The organism is Streptomyces sp. NBC_00876 (assembly GCF_045207435.1).
Classification (GTDB): Bacteria; Actinomycetota; Actinomycetes; order Streptomycetales; family Streptomycetaceae; genus Streptomyces.
Genome location: NZ_CP108800.1, coordinates 4,732,025 through 4,754,692, shown reverse-complemented (window position 1 = coordinate 4,754,692; position 22,668 = coordinate 4,732,025). Strand labels below are relative to the sequence as shown.

At 70.6% G+C, this 22,668-nt stretch carries 21 protein-coding genes and 1 riboswitch; of the genes, 11 read left to right on the top strand and 10 right to left on the bottom strand.

Annotation, left to right across the window (positions count from 1 at the left end; translation table 11 throughout):
• Positions 1 to 30: 30 nt before the first annotated feature.
• The gene (locus tag OG782_RS20825) at positions 31 to 747 is read left to right on the top strand and encodes a TetR/AcrR family transcriptional regulator (RefSeq protein ID WP_406453115.1); all 717 of its coding nucleotides are present in this window, start codon (positions 31 to 33) and stop codon (positions 745 to 747) included.
• Between the two features lie 105 nt (positions 748 to 852).
• On the opposite strand, the gene groL is transcribed toward OG782_RS20825, so the two are convergent.
• From groL to thrC, 4 genes are all read right to left on the bottom strand, one after another.
• Positions 853 to 2,478, bottom strand: coding sequence for a chaperonin GroEL (groL, locus tag OG782_RS20820; protein WP_326737779.1), 1,626 nt, complete (start codon positions 2,476 to 2,478; stop codon positions 853 to 855).
• Positions 2,479 to 2,804: 326 nt separating this feature from the next.
• Positions 2,805 to 3,011, bottom strand: a complete 207-nt coding sequence (locus OG782_RS20815) for a cold-shock protein (RefSeq protein WP_003967346.1) — start codon at positions 3,009 to 3,011, stop codon at positions 2,805 to 2,807.
• A gap of 456 nt (positions 3,012 to 3,467) precedes the next feature.
• Positions 3,468 to 3,746 carry a MoaD/ThiS family protein gene (locus OG782_RS20810; RefSeq protein ID WP_406453112.1) on the bottom strand — a complete coding sequence of 93 codons (279 nt, stop codon included), beginning with the start codon at positions 3,744 to 3,746 and terminating at the stop codon, positions 3,468 to 3,470.
• A 41-nt stretch (positions 3,747 to 3,787) separates the two neighbouring features.
• Positions 3,788 to 5,080: a threonine synthase gene (gene thrC / locus OG782_RS20805; protein WP_406453110.1), complete on the bottom strand. Its 1,293-nt coding sequence runs from the start codon at positions 5,078 to 5,080 to the stop codon at positions 3,788 to 3,790.
• Positions 5,081 to 5,097: 17 nt separating this feature from the next.
• Positions 5,098 to 5,224, bottom strand: a riboswitch (SAM riboswitch).
• Between the two features lie 154 nt (positions 5,225 to 5,378).
• Here thrC and OG782_RS20800 point away from each other — a divergent pair.
• Together OG782_RS20800 and OG782_RS20795 are read left to right on the top strand one after the other, a co-directional pair.
• Positions 5,379 to 6,338, top strand: coding sequence for a glucosyl-3-phosphoglycerate synthase (locus OG782_RS20800; RefSeq protein WP_406453109.1), 960 nt, complete (start codon positions 5,379 to 5,381; stop codon positions 6,336 to 6,338).
• A 53-nt stretch (positions 6,339 to 6,391) separates the two neighbouring features.
• Positions 6,392 to 7,783 (top strand): trehalose-6-phosphate synthase, encoded by a 1,392-nt coding sequence (locus OG782_RS20795; protein WP_406453107.1) that lies wholly within the window; start codon positions 6,392 to 6,394, stop codon positions 7,781 to 7,783.
• Here the strand turns inward: OG782_RS20795 and otsB are convergent.
• From otsB to OG782_RS20780, 3 genes are all read right to left on the bottom strand, one after another.
• Positions 7,760 to 8,617, bottom strand: a complete 858-nt coding sequence (otsB, locus tag OG782_RS20790; protein WP_406453105.1) for a trehalose-phosphatase — start codon at positions 8,615 to 8,617, stop codon at positions 7,760 to 7,762. The two genes, OG782_RS20795 and otsB, sit on opposite strands and share 24 nt — an antisense overlap.
• 137 nt (positions 8,618 to 8,754) lie before the next feature.
• Positions 8,755 to 9,015, bottom strand: coding sequence for a DUF3263 domain-containing protein (locus OG782_RS20785; RefSeq protein WP_406453103.1), 261 nt, complete (start codon positions 9,013 to 9,015; stop codon positions 8,755 to 8,757).
• A gap of 32 nt (positions 9,016 to 9,047) precedes the next feature.
• Positions 9,048 to 10,265 (bottom strand): extracellular solute-binding protein, encoded by a 1,218-nt coding sequence (locus OG782_RS20780; RefSeq protein WP_406459176.1) that lies wholly within the window; start codon positions 10,263 to 10,265, stop codon positions 9,048 to 9,050.
• 314 nt (positions 10,266 to 10,579) lie between these two features.
• Here OG782_RS20780 and OG782_RS20775 point away from each other — a divergent pair, with 314 nt between their 5' ends.
• The 5 genes from OG782_RS20775 (at position 10,580) to OG782_RS20755 (ending at position 15,758) form a co-directional block, all read left to right on the top strand.
• Positions 10,580 to 11,488, top strand: a complete 909-nt coding sequence (locus OG782_RS20775; RefSeq protein WP_406453101.1) for an SIS domain-containing protein — start codon at positions 10,580 to 10,582, stop codon at positions 11,486 to 11,488.
• Positions 11,489 to 11,670: 182 nt separating this feature from the next.
• On the top strand, positions 11,671 to 12,603 hold the full coding sequence (locus OG782_RS20770) for an ROK family protein (RefSeq protein ID WP_406453099.1): 933 nt from the start codon (positions 11,671 to 11,673) through the stop codon (positions 12,601 to 12,603).
• Positions 12,603 to 13,757 (top strand): N-acetylglucosamine-6-phosphate deacetylase, encoded by a 1,155-nt coding sequence (gene nagA / locus OG782_RS20765; RefSeq protein ID WP_406453097.1) that lies wholly within the window; start codon positions 12,603 to 12,605, stop codon positions 13,755 to 13,757. The genes OG782_RS20770 and nagA overlap by 1 nt, the downstream gene beginning before the upstream one ends.
• Before the next feature lie 153 nt (positions 13,758 to 13,910).
• A complete protein-coding gene (locus OG782_RS20760) occupies positions 13,911 to 14,852 on the top strand; it encodes a 1-phosphofructokinase family hexose kinase (protein WP_406453095.1) in 942 nt (313 codons plus the stop codon).
• Positions 14,853 to 14,906: 54 nt separating this feature from the next.
• The gene (locus tag OG782_RS20755; protein WP_406453093.1) at positions 14,907 to 15,758 is read left to right on the top strand and encodes a ketose-bisphosphate aldolase; all 852 of its coding nucleotides are present in this window, start codon (positions 14,907 to 14,909) and stop codon (positions 15,756 to 15,758) included.
• Between the two features lie 81 nt (positions 15,759 to 15,839).
• Here OG782_RS20755 and OG782_RS20750 read toward each other — a convergent pair whose 3' ends face one another.
• Together OG782_RS20750 and cdgB are read right to left on the bottom strand one after the other, a co-directional pair.
• Complete coding sequence (locus tag OG782_RS20750) at positions 15,840 to 16,811, bottom strand: carbohydrate-binding protein (protein WP_406453091.1); 972 nt, start codon at positions 16,809 to 16,811, stop codon at positions 15,840 to 15,842.
• A 152-nt stretch (positions 16,812 to 16,963) separates the two neighbouring features.
• Positions 16,964 to 18,613, bottom strand: a complete 1,650-nt coding sequence (cdgB, locus tag OG782_RS20745) for a diguanylate cyclase CdgB (protein WP_406453089.1) — start codon at positions 18,611 to 18,613, stop codon at positions 16,964 to 16,966.
• Between the two features lie 357 nt (positions 18,614 to 18,970).
• Here cdgB and OG782_RS20740 point away from each other — a divergent pair, with 357 nt between their 5' ends.
• Complete coding sequence (locus OG782_RS20740; protein WP_406453087.1) at positions 18,971 to 19,477, top strand: flavin reductase family protein; 507 nt, start codon at positions 18,971 to 18,973, stop codon at positions 19,475 to 19,477.
• Positions 19,478 to 19,552: 75 nt separating this feature from the next.
• Here the strand turns inward: OG782_RS20740 and arfB are convergent, their stop codons facing one another.
• The gene (gene arfB / locus OG782_RS20735) at positions 19,553 to 19,987 is read right to left on the bottom strand and encodes an alternative ribosome rescue aminoacyl-tRNA hydrolase ArfB (RefSeq protein WP_136329760.1); all 435 of its coding nucleotides are present in this window, start codon (positions 19,985 to 19,987) and stop codon (positions 19,553 to 19,555) included.
• A gap of 170 nt (positions 19,988 to 20,157) precedes the next feature.
• Between arfB and OG782_RS20730 the strand changes: the two genes are divergently transcribed.
• Together OG782_RS20730 and OG782_RS20725 are read left to right on the top strand one after the other, a co-directional pair.
• Positions 20,158 to 20,733 (top strand): TerD family protein, encoded by a 576-nt coding sequence (locus OG782_RS20730; protein WP_148019381.1) that lies wholly within the window; start codon positions 20,158 to 20,160, stop codon positions 20,731 to 20,733.
• A 346-nt stretch (positions 20,734 to 21,079) separates the two neighbouring features.
• The gene (locus OG782_RS20725) at positions 21,080 to 22,663 is read left to right on the top strand and encodes a M4 family metallopeptidase (protein WP_406453084.1); all 1,584 of its coding nucleotides are present in this window, start codon (positions 21,080 to 21,082) and stop codon (positions 22,661 to 22,663) included.
• Positions 22,664 to 22,668 lie beyond the last annotated feature (5 nt).

Here is a 22,668-nt window from a genome sequence, read left to right as displayed (position 1 = left end):
AGCCGTGGTGAGGAAGGAAACAGCAGGATCGTGACCCGTGCCGACGGGCCCGGCGCCGGCGGCGTCGACCCACGAGAACTCTGGCTGGACCAGGACCGGCCCCGCAGGGGGCGCAGGCCCGCCTTCAGCCGCGAAGCCATCACGGCGGCGGCCGTCGCCCTGGCCGACGCCGAAGGAATCGACGCGGTCACCATGCGGCGGGTCGCCGCGGAGGTGGGCGCCGGCGTCATGTCGCTCTACAGCTACGCCCCCGACAAGGAGACGCTGCTGGACCTGATGATCGACCAGGTCAACGGCGAGCTGCCCACGTCCTCCCCCCTCACCGGCGACTGGCGGGCCGACCTCAAGGCCATCGGGCACCTCCAGCGCGACCACATGCTCCGCCACCCCTGGCTGGCCACCGCCGTACCCGCCCGCCGCACCCTGGGCCCCCGCACCCTCGCCTTCCTGGAACACGCCCTGGCCGCCCTGCGCCCCATCGGCCTCGACGGCCTCGCCCGGCTGGAGGTCTTCGCCCAGCTCACCGCGTTCGTCGCCGGACACGTGGCCCACGAGGTCGCCCAGGCCGCGGCCGCCCAGTCACCCGACCGGGCCACGGCCGAGGCGCTCTACCTCGCCGCCGTCGCGGCGGACGGCCACCACCCGGAACTGGCGGCCGCCCTCTCCTCGGCCGGCCGCCCGGTCACCCCCGACGCCACGTTCACCCGCTTCCTGAACCGGCTGGTCGACGGCCTGGACGCGGACTGACCAACCGGCCGGCCGGGGGCACACAAAAGACACCGACCCCCGGGGAACGAGTCCCCGGGGGCCGGTGTCGTGTACTGCTGTGCAGGAGCTACCGATCCGTCAGGATCAGAAGTCCATGTCACCGCCGGGCATGCCGCCCGGAGCGCCGCCGGCAGCGGCCTTCTCCGGCTTGTCGGCGATGACGGCCTCGGTGGTGAGGAAGAGCGCGGCGATGGACGCGGCGTTCTGCAGGGCGGAGCGCGTGACCTTCGCCGGGTCGAGAATGCCCTCGGCGATCATGTCGACGTACTCGCCGGTCGCGGCGTTGAGGCCGTGACCGATCGGCAGGTTGCGCACCTTCTCGACGACGACGCCACCCTCGAGACCACCGTTGACGGCGATCTGCTTGAGCGGGGCCTCCAGCGCCAGCTTGACGGCGTTGGCGCCGGTCGCCTCGTCGCCCGTGAGCTCGAGCTTCTCGAAGACGGCCGAGGCCTGGAGCAGAGCCACGCCACCACCGGCGACGATGCCCTCCTCGACGGCGGCCTTGGCGTTGCGCACCGCGTCCTCGATGCGGTGCTTGCGCTCCTTGAGCTCGACCTCGGTCGCGGCGCCGGCCTTGATGACGGCCACGCCGCCGGCCAGCTTCGCGAGGCGCTCCTGGAGCTTCTCGCGGTCGTAGTCCGAGTCGGAGTTCTCGATCTCGGCGCGGATCTGGTTGACGCGGCCCTGAACCTGGTCGCTGTCACCGGAGCCGTCGACGATCGTCGTCTCGTCCTTGGTGATGACGACCTTGCGGGCGCGGCCGAGCAGGTCGAGACCGGCGTTCTCCAGCTTGAGGCCGACCTCCTCGGAGATGACGGTGCCACCGGTGAGGATGGCGATGTCGCCGAGCATGGCCTTGCGGCGGTCACCGAAGCCCGGAGCCTTGACGGCGACGGACTTGAAGGTGCCACGGATCTTGTTGACGACCAGGGTCGACAGGGCCTCGCCCTCGACGTCCTCGGCGATGATCAGCAGCGGCTTGCCGGACTGCATGACCTTCTCGAGCAGCGGAAGGAGGTCCTTCACGTTGCTGATCTTCGAGTTCACGATCAGGATGTACGGGTCGTCCAGGGACGACTCCATGCGCTCCATGTCCGTGGCGAAGTACGCCGAGATGTAGCCCTTGTCGAAGCGCATACCCTCGGTGAGCTCGAGCTCCAGACCGAAGGTCTGGGACTCCTCGACGGTGATGACGCCTTCCTTGCCGACCTTGTCCATGGCCTCGGCGATGAGCTCGCCGATCTGGGTGTCGGCGGCGGAGATGGAGGCGGTCGAAGCGATCTGCTCCTTGGTCTCCACGTCCTTGGCCTGCTCCAGGAGGGCGGCGGAGACGGCCTCGACGGCCTTCTCGATGCCCCGCTTGAGAGCCATCGGGTTGGCACCCGCGGCCACGTTGCGAAGGCCCTCGCGGACGAGCGCCTGAGCGAGAACGGTGGCGGTGGTCGTACCGTCGCCGGCGACGTCGTCCGTCTTCTTGGCGACCTCCTTGACCAGCTCCGCACCGATCTTCTCGTACGGGTCCTCCAGCTCGATCTCCTTGGCGATGGAGACACCATCGTTGGTGATCGTGGGGGCGCCCCACTTCTTCTCAAGGACGACGTTGCGGCCCTTGGGGCCGAGGGTGACCTTGACGGCGTCGGCGAGCTGGTTCATGCCGCGCTCAAGACCGCGCCGGGCCTCCTCGTCGAAGGCGATGATCTTGGCCATATGAAGTGGTCCTCCCGGACAGGGGTGGATTTCTCCGGACCGAGAGGCGCCCGCGACGGACGGCCTGCCTGTCTGCCGGTTCCTTGCCCCGGCAGACCTGCGGGCCTCACCGGCCCGGTCCAAGTTTCTGTCACTCTCACCCAGAGAGTGCTAACCAATAATTAGCACTCGACCCCCGAGAGTGCAAGCGTCCTCCTCGGAGTGTGGACAGCCGTACGGGGCGCGCGGAAGCGGCCCGGGACGCACGAAGGGCCCGTACCTGTGAGGTGCGGGCCCTTCGTGCGTGAGTAGTGTCGTTGGCCGACTGTGTCGTGGCCGTGCCGGGCTCAGCCGACGGCGAGCTTGACCATGTCCGCCTGCGGCCCCTTCTGGCCCTGCGAGATCTCGAATTCAACTCGCTGACCCTCTTCGAGGGTGCGGTACCCGTCCATCTGGATCGCGCTGTAGTGGACGAAAACATCCGCACCACCGTCGACCGCGATGAAGCCGTACCCCTTCTCCGCGTTGAACCACTTGACGGTGCCCTGAGCCATGCCTAACTCCCCTATTACTGGCCCTTGCACAGGACCGCACTTCGCGGGCCCGGGTCAGAACTCACCCTCCGACAGGAGAGGGTGCGTGCGCCGGAACGCGCCGACCGCGGCCGAATGTATCTGCCCAACTGCCCTCTGCAACAGGTCAATCGGACGAGAAATCTGGGCAGCACCGATCGCCCGAAGATGAGGAATCCACAAGAATGCAGGGCAAGTCGGGCCAGGCAAAGGCGACTTATGACTCAAGGGGAGTGAACACTTTGGCTGCATCTGGTCACGGCCAGGCGCATTCTCATATGCGGGCGGCACGGGCAGCGAAGGGGACTTCCCTCACTCTACCGCGCTCAACCATGCAGAATTGCCCCCTCCGCTTCTCTCGCAGAGGGGGCAATTCCGGTGACACGGTGAAGTCGGGCCGCGGGGGCGGCCCGGACGACGGGCCCGGGGGCCCGGGGCTCAGCAGCCGCCGGCGACGGCCGGGATGATCGAGATTCCGGCGCCGTCCGGGGTGACCGCTTCCAGGCCGCCCTCGAAGCGCACGTCGTCGTCGTTGACGTACACGTTCACGAAGCGCCGCAGCTTGCCCTGGTCGTCCAGGACGCGGGCGGCGATGCCCGGGTGGTCCTTCTCCAGGGACTCGATGACCTCGGAGAGGATCGCGCCCTCGGCCGGGACCTCGGCCTGGCCGCCCGTGTAGGTGCGGAGGATGGTGGGGATACGGACCTTGACGCTCATGGTGGGTGCCCTTCCTGAAGTCTCGGGTGGTCGAACGCTTCTCAGCTGGTGGCGAGTCCGGCGGCGCGGAAGGCTTCCAGGCTCGGGCGGATCGTGGCGCTCGCCTGCGAGGTGGCGGCCACCGCGTCCAGCGTCTTGAGGCCGTCGCCGGTGTTCAGGACGACGGTGGTGAGCGACGGGTCCAGCAGACCGGCCTCGATCAGCTTCTTCGTCACGCCGACCGTCACCCCGCCCGCGGTCTCGGCGAAGATGCCCTCGGTGCGGGCCAGCAGCTTGATCGCTTCGACGACCTGCTCGTCGTCGACGTCCTCGACGGCGCCGCCGGTGCGGCGGGCGATGTCCAGGACGTACGGGCCGTCGGCCGGGTTGCCGATCGCCAGGGACTTGGCGATCGTGTTCGGCTTCTGCGGCCGCACGACGTCGAGACCGGCCTTGAAGGCGGCGGAGACCGGGGAGCAGCCCTCGGCCTGGGCGCCGAAGATCTTGTACGGCTTGTCCTCGACCAGGCCGAGCCTGATCAGCTCCTGGAGACCCTTGTCGATCTTCGTGAGCTGCGAGCCGGACGCGATCGGGATGACGATCTGGTCGGGCAGCTGCCAGCCGAGCTGCTCGCAGATCTCGTAGGCGAGGGTCTTGGAACCCTCGCCGTAGTACGGGCGCAGGTTGACGTTGACGAAGCCCCAGCCCTCGCCGAGCGGGTCGCCGATGAGCTCGGAGCAGAAGCGGTTGACGTCGTCGTAGTTGCCCTCGATGCCGACCAGCTCACCGCCGTACACCGCGGCCATGACGACCTTGCCCTGCTCCAGGTCGTGCGGGATGAACACGCAGGACCGCAGGCCGGCGCGGGCGGCGGCGGCGCCCACCGCTCCGGCGAGGTTGCCGGTGGAGGAGCAGGACAGGGTGGTGAATCCGAAGGCGCGGGCGGCCTCGACGGCGATCGCGACGACACGGTCCTTGAAGGAGTGCGTCGGGTTGCCGGAGTCGTCCTTGACGTACAGGCCGCCGGTGACGCCCAGCTCACGGGCGAGGTTGTCGGCCTTGACCAGCTTGGTGAAGCCGGGGTTGATGTTGGGCTTGTCCGCGACGTCGGAGGGGACCGGCAGCAGCGGCGCGTAGCGCCAGATGTTGTTCGGACCGGCCTCGATGCGCTTCTTCAGCTCGTCCGGGGAGCCGCTCGGCAGGTCGTACGCCACTTCGAGCGGCCCGAAACAGGACGCGCAGGCGAAAATGGGGCCGAGTTCGAATCGCTCTCCGCATTCGCGGCAGGAAAGCGCCGCGGCGGGACCGAGGTCCACGGAAGATTCGGTGTTTGCTGCAACAGTCTCAACAGCCATGATGGCGAGGCCCTTTCTCCTCATCTTCCTCGTGACGCATTTCGCCACAAGACGGAATTGGCACCTTCCCCACCTGACCTCGCGGTCGGCAGGAGGGTTGCCGGGACTTCAACGGGCCGTTCCCTCAGTCCCTCTGGATGAGCGCTATGGCACTGGATCATGGATCCAGGCGTTTATCGGCGGACGGACCCCCGGCATGCGACGGTCATCTGCGTTGTTCAAGACTGTAACCGAAGCACCGGACTGTTGAGATAGTCGTCCGAACCGCGAGATGGATCACATACAGGGAGTATCGACCGTGCTGGAAGAGGTCGAACGCTGGCTGACCAGGCGTTCCTGGTCGGCCGCCGACCGCCCGCTGGAGCGTCTCCTGGCCGCCCGGGGCCCCGGCGGGAGTGCCGCCGGCCACGGCCGTGTGAGTGTCGTCCTGCCCGCCCTGAACGAGGCGGCGACGGTCGGGGACATCGTGGCGACGATCCGGCGCGAGCTCATGGAGAAGGTCCGGCTGGTCGACGAACTCGTGGTGATCGACTCCGGCTCCACGGACGCCACCGCCGAGGTCGCCCGCCGGGCCGGCGCCCGGGTGGTGCACCGGGACGCGATCCTCCCCCGCGTCCCCGCCGCCCCGGGCAAGGGCGAGGTGCTCTGGCGCTCACTCCTGGTGACCGGCGGCGACATCGTGTGCTTCATCGACGCGGACCTGAAGGACTTCTCTGCGGACTTCGTCTCCGGCATCGTCGGCCCGCTGCTGACCGACCCGGACGTGCAGTTCGTCAAGGCGATGTACGACCGCCCCCTCGACGGGACCGCAGGCCAGGGCGGCCGGGTGACCGAGCTGGTGGCCCGGCCGCTGCTCAATCTCCACTGGCCGCGGCTGGCCGGCTTCGTCCAGCCGCTGGGCGGCGAGTACGCCGTACGCCGCTCACTGCTGGAGCGGCTGCCCTTCCCGGTCGGTTACGGAGTGGAGCTGGGCCTGCTCGTCGACGCCCTGCACACCGTCGGCCTCGACGCGCTCGCCCAGGTGGACGTCGGGGTCAGGAAACACCGCCACCAGGACGGCCAGGCCCTGGGCCGGATGGCGGCCGCCATCTACCGCACCGCCCAGCTGCGGCTCTCCCGCGGGCACCTGGTCCGACCGTCGCTGACGCAGTTCGAGCGCGGCGAGCACGGTTTCGTCCCGCACACGTACGCGGTGGACACCGAGGAACGGCCGCCGATGCGGGAGATCGAGGAGTACGTGTCACGCCGCGCGGCGTGACAACGGCCGACTTCGCACGTTTGGGCGCTTCGCGATCGGGCTAGGTTCCGCCCATGGTCTCCGAGCACGCCCTCCAGCCCGCTGCCCAGGTCCTCGTCGCGTCCAACCGCGGCCCGGTGTCGTACGCCCTGCGCGAGGACGGTTCCCTCGACGCGAAACGGGGCGGCGGCGGACTCGTCTCCGGCCTGAGCGCCGTCGACGACAAGATGTGGGTGTGCGCCGCACTCGGGGACGGCGACCGCGAGGCGGTGCGGCGCGGGGTCGGCGAGCCGGGAGTCCGGATGCTCGACATCGACGCGGACGTGCACGCCGACGCGTACAACGGCATCGCCAACTCGGTGCTCTGGTTCGTCCACCACCTGCTCTACCAGACCCCCTTCGAGCCCGTCTTCGACGCGGAGTTCCGCCGGCAGTGGGCCTCCTTCGAGACGTACAACCGGGCCTTCGCCGAGGCGCTCGCCGAGGAGGCGGGCGAGGGTGCGGCGGTCCTCGTGCAGGACTACCACCTGGCGCTGGTGCCCGGCATGCTCCGCGAACTCCGCCCCGACCTGCGGATCGGCCACTTCTCGCACACCCCGTGGGCGCCCGTCGACTACTTCCGGATCCTGCCCGACGACATCGCCGAACAGCTGCTGCGCGGCATCCTGGGCGCCGACCGGGCGGCATTCCTGACCCGGCGCTGGGCGGACGCGTTCATCGGCTGCTGCACGGAGATCCTGGGCGGCACCGGCCACACCCGGATCGGTGTGCACGGGCTCGGCGCCGACGCGGACTTCCTGCGCCGGCGCGCGCACGAGGCGGACGTGGACGAGCGGATGGCGGCGCTGCGGGAGCAGGTGGGCCCCGGCCGGAAGACGATCGTGCGGGTGGACCGTACGGAACTGTCCAAGAACATCGTCCGCGGTCTGCACGCCTACCGCGCCCTGCTCGACGGCCGGCCCGAATGGCGCGGCCGCGTCGTGCACGTCGCGTTCGCCTACCCCTCGCGGCAGGACCTGGCGGTGTACCGGGAGTACACCGCCGAGGTGCAGCGCGTCGCCGACGCGATCAACGCGGCGTACGGGACGCCGGACTGGACCCCGGTCGTCCTCCACGTCAAGGACGACTTCGCCCGCTCGCTGGCCGCGTACCGGCTGGCCGACGTGGCGCTCGTCAACCCGATCCGGGACGGGATGAACCTGGTCGCCAAGGAGGTCCCGGTCGTCTCCGACCACGGCTGCGTGCTGGTGCTGTCGCGGGAGGCGGGGGCGTACGAGGAGCTGGGCGCCGACGCGATCACGGTGAACCCGTACGACGTGTCCGCCACCGCCGAGGCCCTGCACGAGGCGTTGACGACACCGGACGGCGAACGGGCGGAGCGCTCGAAGCGGCTGGCCGCGGCGGCCACCGCGCTGCCGCCGCAGCAGTGGTTCCTGGACCAGCTAGAGGCTCTGCGCGAGGGCTGACAGGAACTCCACGACGGCCCCCGGCCCCGGCACCAGCAGGTCGGCGCGCTCGGCCAGTTCCGGCACTTCCGCGCTGCCGCTGCAGATCAGCAGGCCGGGGGTGCCGTCGGGTCCCTCGGTGCGGAGTTTCTCCACGGCGGCGTAGGCGGCGAGGTCGCCCAGGTCGTCGCCCGCGTAGAGCACGGACTCGGCGCGCGTCTCGCGCAGGTACTCGGTGAGCGCCACTCCCTTGTCCATGCCGGGCGGGCGCAGCTCCAGTACGAGGCGGCCCGGTTCGACGATCAGGCCGTGGCGGGCGGCGAGCTCGCCGAGGGGGCCGCGCAGGGCGTCGAAGGCGGCCTGCGGGTCGGCGGCGCGGCGGGTGTGGACGGCGAGCGCCTGCCCCTTCTCCTCCGTCCAGGTGCCGCGCCAGGAGTCGAACCGGTCCAGCACGCCCGGGAGTTCGGCCCGCACGGCGGCGACGCCGGGGTGCGGGGCGGGTGCGTGGACGGTGCCGGAGACGGCGTCCCATCGCTCGGCGCCGTAGTGGCCGAGGACGACGAGGTGGTCCAGTCCCGCCACCCCGGCGAAGCCGCCGTGGCGGACGGCGACGCCGGCCGGGCGGCCGGTGATCACGGCGATCGAGGCGACCTTGGGGGCGAGTGCGGCCAGCGCCTCGACGGCGCCGGGGTGGGCGCGGGCCTGTTCGGGGTCCGGGACGATGTCGGCGAGCGTTCCGTCGAAGTCGAGTGCGATGACGGCGCGGGCGGGCCGGGCGAGGAGCGCGGCGAGCCCCTCCCGGCCGGCGGAGGTGGTCGGGACCGGCAGGGGTGGGGTGTGCGGGTGGCTGCCCATGCCTTGAGCCTATAGGCGGTGGCCCACGTGTGGGGGGCTGCGGCCGGGGTGCCTGCGCGGCTGCCGGGGCGCTGGCCCGAACCCCGCCCCTCAATCGCCGGAGGGGCTTGATTTCGCCCGGCTGCGGAGCCCTGGTGTCACCGGCGGCCGCGCCGCGCCTCGCGCACGCGGCGCAGGCGGTTCACCGTCACCGGGTCCGCCTCCAGCGCCCGCCGGTCGTCCAGCAGGGCGTTCAGCAGTTGGTAGTAGCGGGTCGGGGAGATGCCGAGCTGTTCCCTGATCGCCCGCTCCTTGGCCCCGGGGCCGGCCCACGACTGCCGCTCGACCGCGAGGACCGCCCGGTCACGGTCGGACAGCGGGGCGGGCTCGTCGGGGCCGTTCGGGGGGAGGGCGGTCATATCAGCCAATATATTGCGCGGCCGCCGAGCCGCTACTCCGCGCTCTCCGCCGCCGACGACTCCTGCGCGATGCGCTCGAGCACGCTCGCGGCGTTCGCGCCGGGCTCGACCGCCTCGCCGATGTTCTCCTTGATCGACTCGCTGGCCTGGGCCCAGGACGTCTTGCCGAACGGATAGAGCTCCGCGTTGGGCAGCGCGGTGAGGAACTTCCGCAGCGGCTTGAACTCGGGGTCGGTCTCCATCACTTCCGAGGCGCTGTCGGTGACCGGCAGCATGTCGTACGTATCGGCGAATTCGATGACGTTCTTGTCGCTGAACATGAAGTCGAAGAACTTGCCCATCTCGACGCGGTGGCCGTTCTGCTTGAAGCCCATGATCCAGTCGGCCACCCCCATCGAGCCGATGGTGGGCCCCCCGGGGCCGGGCAACGGCACCATGCCGACGTCGACGCCCTGCTTCTGGGCCTCCTCCATCAGCGTGGGATGGCCGTTGAGCATGCCGACGTCGCCCTTGGTGAACGCCGCGAAGGCCTTCGCCCGGTTGAGCTTGCCGGGGGCGACGGGACCGACGAGGCCCTTGTCGACCAGGCTCGACTTCAGCCAGTTGAACGTCTTGGCGTTCTCGGGCGAATCGATGTTGTACGCGCCGGAGTCGTCGGTGTAGCCACCGCCGCCGCTGAGCAGCCACATCAGGGTCTCGGCCTGGGACTCCTCCTCGCCCAGCGGCAGCGCCAGCGGGTATTTCACGCCGCGCTGCTTGAGCGCCGCGGCGTCGGCGGCTATGTCGTCCCAGGTCCGCGGGGCGTTCAGGCCCGCCTGGCTGAAGAGCTTCTTGTTGTAGAAGAGCAGCCGGGTGCTGGCCACGAAGGGCAGTCCGTACTGGACGCGGCTGAACCGGCCCGCGTCCGCGAGCACCGGCAGGAAGTTCGCCTGGGTGGGGATGCTGAGCATCTGGTCGGCGGTGTAGAGCTTGCCGGCCTTGGCGTAGTCGGCGTACGCGCCGATCTGCGCGATGTCGGGGGCGTTGCCGGCCTTCACCATCTCGGCGACCTTGCGGTCGACGTCCGTCCAGGGATAGACGGACACCTGGACCCTGATGCCGGGGTGGGAGGCCTCGAAGTTGCGGGCGACCCCGTTCCAGTACGTGTCGGACTTGTTCGCGTCGCTCGTGCCGTAGTCGGCCGCGACCAGCTTCAGGACGACGTCGCCCGGGCCGCTCCCACCGCCGCAGCCCGACAGCGCCGCCGTCATCCCCAGTGCGGCGACAGCCGCCGTCAGTCCCAGATATCGCCGCTGCACAGCCCAGTCCGTCCTAGTCGATTGCGCCAACCGCGGCGCCACGTCCTCGTGGGCCCTCCGGATGAGCTGCGATCCTGCCCCACCCCGTTCGAAAAGGTCTACACCAAAGGGGTCTCGCTTCCGCAACGCAGCAGCATTGCACGGGACGTGCGGCGACTGCTAAGTAGGTCTCGGCGCAAGGCTCTTATTGGTTCAGACCTTTAGGCCGGCGCATACGGTGTCGCCGAGACTCCCCCGCACAGCCCAGCCGCAAGGAGCCGTCCAGCATGTCCCGTACCGCATCTGAAATTGCCACCCAGCCCAGCTGCTGGCGGCGTGCCGCGCAGGCGGGCGCGGCCTTCGACGGACTGCCGCGTCCGGGCGAGCGGGTCGCCGTCACCGGGTGCGGCACCTCCTGGTTCATGGCCATCGCCTACGCGGCGCTGCGCGAGGCCGCCGGGCAGGGCGAGACGGACGCGTACGCCTCCTCGGAGTTCCCCGCCGGGCGGGCGTACGACCGGGTGGTGGCGATCACCCGCTCCGGCACGACGAGCGAGGTGCTGGCGCTGCTCGGCGAACTGCGGGGCCGGACGGCCACGGTCGCGCTGACCGCCGACCCGAAGACCCCGGTCATGGACGCCGCCGACGCGGTGGCCGTACTGGACTGGGCGGACGAGGAGTCGGTCGTCCAGACCCGGTTCGCCACCACCGCGCTGGCCTTTCTGCGAGCCGGCCTGGAGGCGGCGGGCCCCCTCCCCGCAGGCGTGAAGACGGTCGCCGAGGCCGCCGTCGACGCGGAACTCGCGGTGACCGAGCCGCTGGACGAGGCGGTCGTCGCGGCCGAGCAGTGGACGTTCCTGGGGCGCGGCTGGACCTACGGGCTGGCCCAGGAGGCCGGGCTGAAGATGCGCGAGGCGGCCGGCGCCTGGACCGAGTCGTACCCGGCGATGGAGTACCGCCACGGCCCGATCGCGATCACCGGGCCCAACCGGGTGGCCTGGGTCTTCGGCGCCCTGCCCGAGGGGCTCGCGGGCGAGGTCGCGGGCGTCGGCGGGACGCTGGTCGCCCACCGGTCCGCGGACCCGATGGCCGATCTGATCCGGGCGCAGCGGCTCGCGGTGGTCCTCGCCGAGTCGAAGGGCTACGACCCCGACCACCCGCGCAACCTGTCGCGCAGCGTGATCCTTCCGGGCTGAGGGGCCTCCTCCGGGGCGCAGCCGGGGCGACGGCCGCCGAACGCCGCGCGGTCCCCGCCGGACGGTTGCGTCCCGATGCCGGCGGGTTGCCGGCCCGTTACGGCGCCGATTTTGTATGGATGCGCAACAAACAGCGATAGTGGACTAGACCTTTTGGGGTTCGTCGGGCGAAACTGTTCCCCGTGAAACACGTCATCGCCCTCGATGTGGGCGGCACCGGAATGAAGGCCGCACTGGTCGGGGCCGACGGCGCCCTGCTCCACGAGGCACGGCGCGCAACCGGCAGAGAGCGCGGCCCCGAGGCCGTCGTCGAGTCGGTCCTCACCTTCGCGGCGGATCTGCGCGCGTACGGCGAGGAGCACTTCGGCGAGAGCGCCCTCGCGGCCGGCGTCGCCGTGCCCGGCATCGTCGACGCCGAGAAGGGGATCGCCGTATACGCGGCGAACCTGGGCTGGCGCGACGTGCCGATGCGCCGACTGCTCGGCGAACGGCTCGGTGGCGTACCCGTGGCCCTCGGCCACGACGTCAGGACCGGCGGCCTCGCCGAGGGCCGGATCGGTGCGGGCAAGGGCGCCGACCGCTTCTTCTTCGTGCCGCTGGGCACCGGCATCGCCGGCGCCATCGGCATCGCGGGCACCATCGAGGCGGGCGCCCACGGCTACGCGGGCGAGATCGGCCACATCGTGATCCGGCCGGACGGCCCGGACTGCCCCTGCGGCCAGCGCGGCTGCCTGGAGACCCTGGCCTCCGCCGCCGCCGTCAGCCGCGCCTGGGCCGCCGCGTCCGGCGACCCGGAGGCGGATGCCGCCGACTGCGCCAAGGCCGTCGAATCGGGCGACCCGAAGGCCGTCGCGGTGTGGCTCGACGCCGTCGACGCGCTCGCCGCCGGACTGGTCACCGCGCTCACCCTGCTGGACCCCCGCACGATCATCATCGGTGGCGGTCTCGCCGAGGCCGGGGAAACCTTGTTCACACCACTCCGTGCGGCCGTCGAGGAACGCGTCTCGTTCCAGAAGCTGCCCCACATCGTCCCGGCGGCCCTCGGGGACACCGCCGGATGCCTGGGCGCAGGGCTGCTCGCCTGGGATCTTCTCTCCACGGAGGTATCCGCCTGATGGCCGGACGCGCAGAAAGCACCGTTCTCGCAGGTGCCCGGGTGGTACTCCCCACCGGCACCGTCGAGAACGGCCGGGTGATCGTCGAGGGCACCCGCATCGCCGGCAGTTCGGCGGAGGGCGCCCGGACCGTCGACCTGTCCGGCCACTGGATCGTTCCCGGCTTCGTGGACATGCACAACCACGGCGGCGGTGGCGCGTCCTTCACCTCCGGCACCGTGGACGAGGTGATGACCGGCGTCCGTACCCACCGCGAGCACGGCACCACCACCCTGGTCGCCTCCACCGTCACCGGTGAGATGGACTTCCTCGCCGAGCGCGCGGGCATCCTCTCCGAACTGGTCGAACAGGGCGACCTGGCCGGAATCCACTTCGAGGGCCCCTTCATCTCCCCGTGCCGCAAGGGCGCCCACAGCGAGGGCCTGCTGCGCCACCCGGACCCCGCCGAGGTCCGCAAGCTGATGGACGCCGCACGCGGCACCGCGAAGATGTTCACCCTCGCCACCGAACTGCCCGGCGGCATCGAATCCGTACGGCTGCTCGCCGAGCACGGCGTCATCGCGGCCATCGGCCACACCGACGCCACGTACGAGCAGACCGTCGAGGCGATCGACGCGGGCGCCACCGTCGCTACGCACCTGTTCAACGCGATGCCCTCCCTGGGCCACCGCGCGCCCGGCCCGATCGCCGCCCTCCTGGAGGACGAGCGGATCACGGTCGAGCTGATCAACGACGGGACGCATCTGCACCCCGCCGCCCTGGAGCTGGCCTACCACCACGCGGGCGCCCACCGTGTCGCGCTCATCACCGACGCCATGGACGCGGCCGGCTTCGGCGACGGCCAGTACCAGCTGGGCCCGCTCGCCGTCGAGGTGAAGGACGGGGTGGCCCGGCTCGTGGAGGGCAACTCCATCGCCGGCTCCACGCTCACCCAGGACACCGCCTTCCACCGGGCCGTCACCATCGACCGGATTCCGGTCGGCGACGTGGTGCAGTCCATCTCCGCCAACCCGGCCCGGCTCCTCGGCGTGTACGACCGGGTCGGCTCGCTGGAGCCCGGCAAGGACGCCGACCTCGTCGTGCTGGACGAGGGCTTCAGGGTCAAGGGCGTCATGCGCAAGGGCGAGTGGATCATCGACCCGCGGACCGCCTGACCGGGCCTGTCGCATACGTAACGAAGAGACGGCGGTTGGTCCCGAGGTCTGGGCCGACCGCCCTCTCTTTGGCATGATCGCCTGGGAAACAGGCAGAGAAAGCGCGTTCTGACAAAGGATCCGCGCTCCACAAGGATCGAGAGGGCGGCCGAAGTGATCCTCACGGTCACGCTGAACACGGCACTCGACCTGACGTACGGCGTACCGGCGCTCGTCCCGCACTCCAGCCACCGCGTCACCGACCTCTCCGAGCGCCCCGGCGGCAAGGGCATCAACGTCGCCCGCGTACTCGCCGCCCTCGGCCACGAGAGCGTCGTCACCGGCTTCGCCGGAGGCGCCACCGGAGCCGTACTGCGCGAACTCCTCGCCGCCCTGCCCTCCGGCCCCGCGACCGTCACCGACGCGCTCGTCCCGGTGGCCGGCGACACCCGCCGCACCCTGGCCGTCGTCGACCGGGCCACCGGAGACACCACCCAGTTCAACGAACCCGGACCGCACGTCAGCGCCGACGAGTGGACCGCCTTCCTCGGCTCGTACGGGAAGCTGCTCGCCGCCGCCGACGCGGTCGCCCTGTGCGGCAGCCTGCCGCCCGGCATCCACGTCGGCGCCTACGCCGAACTGGTCCGCCTCGCCCGCACCGCCGGCGTCCCCGTCCTGCTGGACACCAGCGGCGAACCGCTGCGCCGCGGCATCGCCGCCCGCCCCGACCTGATCAAGCCGAACGCCGACGAGCTCGCCCAGCTCACCGGCTCCCGCGAACCCCTGCGCGCCACCCATGACGCCCGCCGCCGCGGGGCGCACGGGGTGATCGCCTCACTGGGACCCGAGGGCATGCTGGCGGTCACCCCCGACGGCAGCTGGCAGGCGTCCCCGCCCGCCCCCGTGAAGGGCAATCCGACCGGGGCCGGCGACTCCTCGGTGGCCGGACTGCTGTCCGGCCTCGTCGAGGGCCTCAGCTGGCCGGACCGGCTGCGACGGGCGGTGGCACTGTCGACGGCGACCGTGCTCTCCCCCACGGCCGGCGACTTCGACCGTGCGGCGTACGAGGAGCTGCTGCCGCGCGTCGCCATCGAGAAACACGCAGACGCGGCCTGAGCGCCACGTCCCCACCGGGCCCGCGACGGGCCCGAGGAAACAACAGAGGTCAGCATGCCGCTCGTCAGCACCGGTGAACTCGTCTCCGCCGCACAGGCCCGGGGACGCGGGATCGCCGCCTTCAATGTCATCACGCTGGAGCACGCGGAGGCGATCGCCACCGGTGCGGAGCGCGCCGGGGCCCCCGCCATCCTCCAGATCTCCGAGAACGCCGTGAAGTTCCACGGCGGCCGTCTCGCGCCCATCGCGGCCGCCGCCGCCGCCGTCGCCCGCACCTCGAGCGCGCCGCTCGCCCTCCACCTCGACCACGTCGAGTCCGTGGAGCTGCTGCGCCAGGCGCACGACGAGGGCTTCGGCTCGGTGATGTTCGACGCCTCCAAGCTGAGCTACGAGGAGAACGTGCGGGCCACCGCCGAAGCGGTCGCCTGGGGCCACGAGCGCGGCATCTGGATCGAGGCCGAGCTCGGCAAGGTCGGCGGCAAGGAGGGGGAGGCCCCCCTCGACGCCCACGCCCCCGGCGTCCGCACCGACCCGGCCGAGGCCGCCGCCTACGTCCTGGCCACCGGCGTCGACGCCCTGGCCGTCGCGGTCGGCTCCTCGCACGCCATGACCGAGCGCACCGCCGCCCTGGACCACGAGCTGATCGGCCGGCTGCGCGACGCCGTGCCCGTCCCGCTGGTGCTGCACGGCTCCAGCGGCGTCCCGGACGAGGAGATCCGCCAGGCCGTCGCGGCCTCCGGCATGGTCAAGATCAACGTGGGCACGGCGCTGAACACCGCGTTCACCGGGGCCGTACGCGCCTACCTGGCCAAGAACGCCACCGGCGTGGACCCGCGCAAGTACATCGCCCCGGGCCGCGAGTCGATGGCCGCGACGGTGGCCGGCTTCCTGGCCCTGATGGGCTGAATCCGCCCGCACCACGACAACGCACCGGCCCCCTCGCCCGAAGGCGAGGGGGCCGGAATGCTCAGCCGCGGGCCGGGCGGATCAGCTGGTCTTGTGACCCGCCTCCAGCGACAGCTGGTCCAGGTTGGCATCGCACTGGTCGCCGTCGTTGCAGGAGATCGTCAGGGTGTTCTCACCCTTGGTGAGGTTGACGTAGGCGTAGGTCCTCGTCCACCCCTTCTCCAGATCGCCCTCGGCGGCGTTGGCGTAGTTCTTCATGTTGACGGACCGCGGGGCCTCGGCGTTCACCGTGAGGGACGTCTTCGCGTCCTTGCCCGGCACCCCGTACGTCACGTACAGCGTGTACTCGCCGGCGTCGGGCACCTCGACGGTCCAGGTCGCGGACCTGCCGACCTCGTTGAGGTTGATGTACTGCCCGTTGTTGCTCTTGGCACCCTTGACGGTGTTGTCGAGCCGGGCCGTACCGCCGAGCTTCAGCGACGCCGCGTCCTGCTTGGGGAGCTCGACGGGGGCCTCGGAGCTCTTGGACTGCTCCGGCGTCGGCGACTGCTCGACCTGCCCGCCCGCGCCGGCGGAGGACGCCGTCTCGTCCTTCTTCTTGCCCTTGTCGCCGTCGTCCGTCATCAGCGCGGCACCGATGCCGATGAGCACGACGGCGACCACCGCGAGCGCGCCGATCAGCAGGCCCTTGGTGTTGGGACCGCCCTTGCCGGGGCCGCCGGCACTGCCGCGGCCGCCCTGGTGCGGCACCTGCGCGGTGCCGGGACCACCGGGATACGTCTCCGGGGCCGCGTACTGAGCGTTCGGCTGGCCGTAGGGCGCCTGGGGGTACCCGTACGCCTGCTGCTGCGGCACCTGCTGCCCGTACTGGCGCTCGCCGACGGTCCGTACCTGGTTGTACGAGGTCCGGGGCACGCCCGGCTGCGCGGCGGGGCCCGGGTAGCCGTAGCCGCCCTGTCCCGGCGGCTGTGCGCCGGCCGCCTGTCCGTCCTCGTAGAGGTAGCCGAACGGATCGTCGTCCTCGGGTGTGCTCGCGCCGTTGTTCCCGGCCATCCCTGGGTCACTCCTCACCATGTCGCCAGCCGTCGCCGAATATCGCCAGCCGTGGCCGACCGGCCGAGCCTACCCCGAACGGCCGACGCCAAGAGTTGCCGGAGGTGCGGCGGGAACCGGCATGGGGTAAGGGAACGACACACCGGCGAACGTCAGCCGGCCCTGCGGTGAACCTTCGACCGGGACCGCTTCTCGACGTACATCCGCTGGTCGGCGGAGCGCAGCACCTCTTCGGCGGTCATCCCGCAGGCGGCCCAGCCGATGCCGAAACTCGCCCCGACCCTGACCGCCCGGCCATCGACCCGAATGGGGGGAATGATGGCGTTACGCAGGCGTACGGCCAGGTCCGCGGCGTCCGCGGCCCCCAGCCCGTCCGCGAGCACGACGAATTCGTCACCCCCGAGCCGGGCGACGGTGTCCCCGTCGCGGACACAGGTGGTGAGCCGGCGGGCGACCTCGATGAGAACCGCGTCACCCGTGTGGTGCCCGAAGCGGTCGTTGATCGACTTGAAGCCGTCCAGGTCGCAGAAGAGGACCGCCAGCCCCTTCGAGCCGTCGTCGCCCGTCGTGTCGGGTGCGACGGAATGCACATGGTGGTCGAACGGGCCGGCGCCCGGCCCGACGCCCAGCCCCTCGGACGGAAAGGGGTGCGCCCGCGCGTCGTCCACATCGCCGTACGCCGCGTCCAGCGCCTCCACGTCCGTGGACGCCACCGCGTGCGGCCGCGCACACAGCCGGGCGCCGAGCCGGGACCGCAACTCCGCGCTGTTGGGCAGCCCGGTGAGCGCGTCGTGCGAGGCGCGGTGCGCGAGGTTCAGCTCGTGGCGCTTGCGCTCCTCTATGTCCTCGACATGCGTCAGCAGGAAGCGCGGCCCGTCCGCGGTGTCGGCGACGACGGAGTTGCGCAGCGAGACCCAGAGGTACGTGCCGTCCCGGCGGCCGAGACGCAGCTCGGCGCGGCCGCCCTCGGCGGAGGTGCGGAGCAGGGTGCCGATGTCCTCGGGGTGGACGAGGTCGGCGAAGGAGTAGCGGCGCAGCACCGACGCGGGCCGGCCGAGCAGCCGGCACAGCGCGTCGTTGGTGCGCAGGAGCCGCCCGTGCTGGTCGCCGCCCATCTCCGCGATCGCCATGCCGCTGGGGGCGTACTCGAAGGCCTGGCGGAAGGATTCCTCACTGGCCCGCAGCGCCTGCTGCTCGCGCTCCAGACGGACCAGGGCCCGCTGCATGTTGGCCCGGAGCCTGGCGTTGCTGATCGCGATGGCCGACTGGGACGCGTACATCTGGAGCGCCTCGCGGCCCCAGGCGCCGGGGCGGCGTCCGTTGCGGGGCCGGTCGACGGATATGACGCCCAGGAGGTCGAGACCGCCGCCCGAGGCGTACATCGGTGCGTAGAGACGGTCCTCGGGGTGCCACTCGTCCTCGAAACGGGGTTCGGGACCCTCGGTGTGCCACTGCGGGACGTCGTCGTCGAGGAGGACCCAGCCCTCGGTGTGGGGTATGAAGCGGAGCTCGTCCCATATCTCGCCCATGGACAGCCGGCGCTCCCACGAGGTGCGGGAACCCACCCGGCCGGTGATCAGGGTCTCGGCGGCGGTGTTGCCCGCGAAGGCGGCGACGACGAGATCGCCGTCGGGACGGACGAGATTGACGCAGGCCAGCTCGTAACCCAGACCGGCGACGATTCCGTCGGCCACGGTCTGCAGTGTGTCGGCCAGGCTCCGTGCCGTATTGAGATCGGCCACGGCCTGGTGCAGCTGCCGCATCGTCGCAAGACGGACGTAGGGCTCCGACTCGGCCTCCATTGCTCGCACTCCCCGAGACCTCGACAGCACTCCAGATTTCATATCGACGTACATGACGTACTTACTGCAGTGTCCCGGCCACTGAATCACACTGAGCTGTGCACCCGGTACACAGGGTCAACAAATATTGCTCTCTGTGACTCAAGTCACAACAGGTGGTGAAGGGTCAGGAGCGACTCCCGGAACCGGTCCGTCCTTTTGTTGAACGCAATGAGCGAACTCCTGGCCTGGAGGTCCTAGGACCTGACTGGTCCCCTGGTCCGATGCGGGTGCACACCGTACGCGGCTAGCGTTCCCGGTGTGTTGCAGACGAAGCCCCCCGCCCCGCGTACCGAAGCCGTCCCCCATGCTGAGGGGGTGAGCAACGATGAGTTCCGTGGCGCCCTCGCCCGGCTGGCAGCCGGCGTGGTGCTGATCACCGCGCAGGAGCCGCCGCTCGACGAGCACGGGCGCGGTGAGGACGTCGGGATGACCGCGACCGCCTTCATGTCGGTCTCGCTGGACCCGCCACTGGTCATGGTGAGCCTGCGCAACGACTCACGGATGGACGATCTGCTGGCGGAACAGCCGCTGTGGGCCGTCTCCGTACTGGCGGAGAGCCAGCGGCACATCGCGGGACGGTTCGCGATGAAGGGCCGGATCAGCGACCGGCTGCTCTTCGAGGACATCCCCTACGTACGGGGCGAGATCACCGGGGCCCCGCTGGCCGGGGGCGCGCTCGCGACGCTGGAGTGCCGTACGGAGCAGCGGATCGTGGCGGGAGACCACACGCTGGTGATCGGACGCGTGCTCAGCGCGCAGCTGCCGAGCGTGGAGGGCGGACCGCTGACGTACTTCCGCGGCCGCTACCGGCAGCTGGGCTGACGGCCCCCAGGACACCGGGGAGCGGCGGGACACCGGGGGCGCCTGGACGCCTCGCGCCCGTGCCTGCCGGACGTACTACCAGTCGCGGCCCGAGCGGCCGCGTTTGGTGTCTCCGCGCTGCTTCTTCTCGCGCAGCCTGCGCTCGTTGATACCGCGCGGGATCTTGCGCTTCACGCGCGCCTTGGGGGGCGGCGCCGTGGCCTCGGCGAGCAGGGCGGTGAGCCGTACGGCCGCCGTCTCACGGTTGCGCCACTGCGAGCGGTGCTCCGAGGACCGGACCGACACCACGCCGTTGACCAGCCGGTTCGCCAGCCGTTCGAGCGCGCGCTCCTTCCAGACCTCGGGCAGCGACTCAGTGGCCGCGAGGTCGAAGCGCAGCTCCACCTGGGAGTCGCTGGTGTTGACGTGCTGCCCGCCGGGCCCGGAGGACCGCGAGAAACGCCACATGAGCTCGGCCTCCGGCAGGGAGACCGCACCGCGGATGACATAGGGCCCGGACATGACACCCATGTTCCCCGGCCCGCAGGGCGTTCGTCACCTCCTTTTGCCGTACCCCGTCATCAGTTCGGTAAAGAAAGTAAAGGCGGAAGGAACCTCGTGGCCCCCTGTCTGCGTTATGAACTGTGACGGTAGCTTCGTGATGGCATGAAGCCCGCACCGACAGATGAAAGGGACTTCCCATGGCAGTAAGCCTGTCCAAGGGCGGCAACGTCTCCCTCACCAAGGAGGCCCCCGGCCTCACCGCCGTCACGGTCGGCCTCGGCTGGGACGTCCGCACCACCACGGGTACCGACTTCGACCTCGACGCCTCCGCGATCGCGGTCAACACCGCGGGCAAGGTCTTCTCCGACGGGCACTTCGTCTTCTTCAACAACAAGGCGACGCCGGACCAGACCATCGTGCACACCGGTGACAACGTCACGGGTGAGGGTGAGGGCGACGACGAGCAGATCAACGTCAACCTGGCGGGTCTGCCGGCCGACATCGACAAGATCGTCTTCCCGGTGTCGATCTATGACGCCGAGACCCGCAGCCAGAACTTCGGCCAGGTGCGGAACGCCTACATCCGCATCCTCAACCAGGCCGGCGGCGCCGAGATCGCGCGCTACGACCTGAGCGAGGACGCCGCCACCGAGACCGCCATGGTCTTCGGCGAGCTGTACCGCAACGGCGCCGAGTGGAAGTTCCGCGCTGTCGGCCAGGGTTACGCCTCCGGCCTGCGCGGCATCGCGCAGGACTTCGGCGTCAACCTCTGACGCTCCGTACGTCCGCTTCACCGAAGCCCCCGGCCGAACGTCCTGCGGCCGGGGGCTTCGGCGTGTCCGCGCACCACCGCCCCCGTGCCACCGGCCCCGCACAGCAGGCCCCATGCAGCCCGCCCCACAGCACCGGCCCATACCACTGATCGCCGCCAACAGCGCACTCGCCACGCGGTGTTGTGAAACTGCCGGAAGTCCGCCGGATAGCGGACACAAACGCATCCCAGTCGGACAAGAACTGGTCAAAGAAATGTGAGGTAATTGTTGGTACACCGTCAATCCCGGTCATTCGGTGGCACGCTCTCCGCTCGTAACCCCCCACGGAACGAGCAACGGAGAAAGCATGACCCCCCACATGAACACCCGTCGCGCCGCAGCCCTGGCCGCCGTGGCCGCGATGGTCGTCGTAGGAGTCCAGACCGGTGCGGCGAACGCCAGCCCGAACACACCCGGCGACGGTTCGTCCGCTTCTCCCCGCACCACCTCTCCGGCCTTCAGCAGCGCCTCCGCGCGCATGTCCGCCATCAAGTCGGCCCAGACCGAAGCCTCTTCGACCGCCGGCGCCCTCGCGCTCGGCTCCAAGGAGAAGCTGATCGTCCGTGACGTGATCAAGGACGCCAACGGCACGGTCCACACCCGCTACGAGCGCACCTACGCCGGACTGCCCGTCCTCGGCGGCGACCTCGTCACCCACACCGCGAGCAACGGCAAGCTCAAGAGCGTCACCAGGGCGACCAAGGCGAAGATATCCGTGCCGTCCACGACGGCGAAGATCAAGACCGCGGCGGCTGCCCGCAAGGTCATCTGGGCGGGCGGCGGCAAGCCCGTCCTCGCCCTGGAGACCGTGAAGACCGGCGTGCAGAAGGACGGCACCCCCAGCCGGGTGCACACCCTCACCGACGCCACCACCGGCAAGAAGCTGCACAGCTACGAAGCGGTCGAGACGGCCGGTGTCGGCAACAGCCAGTACAGCGGCAAGGTCGACCTCTCCACCACCGAGTCCGGCTCGGGCTTCGAGCTGACCGACGGCGACCGCGGCGGCCACAAGACCTACGACCTGAACCAGGGCGAGAGCGGCACCGGCGACCTGGTCACCGACGACGACAACACCTGGGGCGACGGCACCGGCAACGACCGTCAGACCGCCGCCGTCGACGCCCACTACGGCGCCGCGGTGACCTGGGACTTCTACAAGTCCGCCCTCGGCCGCGACGGCATCGCCGGCGACGGCAAGGCCGCCTACTCCCGGGTCCACTACGGCGACGCGTACGTCAACGCGTTCTGGGACGACTCCTGCTTCTGCATGACGTACGGCGACGGCGCCGACAACAAGAGCGCCCTCACCGGCCTCGACGTCGCCGGTCACGAGATGAGCCACGGTCTGACCGCGGCCACCGCCAACCTCGACTACGTCGGCGAGTCCGGCGGCCTCAACGAGGCCACCAGCGACATCCTCGGCACCTCGGTGGAGTTCTTCGCCGACAACGCCACGGACGTCGGCGACTACCTCATCGGCGAGAAGATCGACATCAACGGCGACGGCACCCCGCTGCGCTACATGGACAAGCCCAGCAAGGACGGCGGCTCGGCCGACTACTGGGACAGCAGCGTCGGCGACCTCGACGTGCACTACTCGTCCGGTGTCGCCAACCACTTCTTCTACCTGCTGTCCGAGGGCAGCGGCGCGAAGACCATCAACGGGGTCGACTACGACTCCCCGACCTCCGACGGCTCCACCGTCACCGGCATCGGCCGGGACAAGGCCGTCCAGATCTGGTACAAGGCCCTCTCCGAGTACATGACGTCGACCACCGACTACGCGGCCGCCCGGGTGGCCACCGAGAAGGCGGCGACCGACCTGTACGGGGCGGACAGCGCCGAGCTCGCCTCGGTCAGCGCCGCCTGGAGTGGCGTCAACGTGAGCTGACGCCC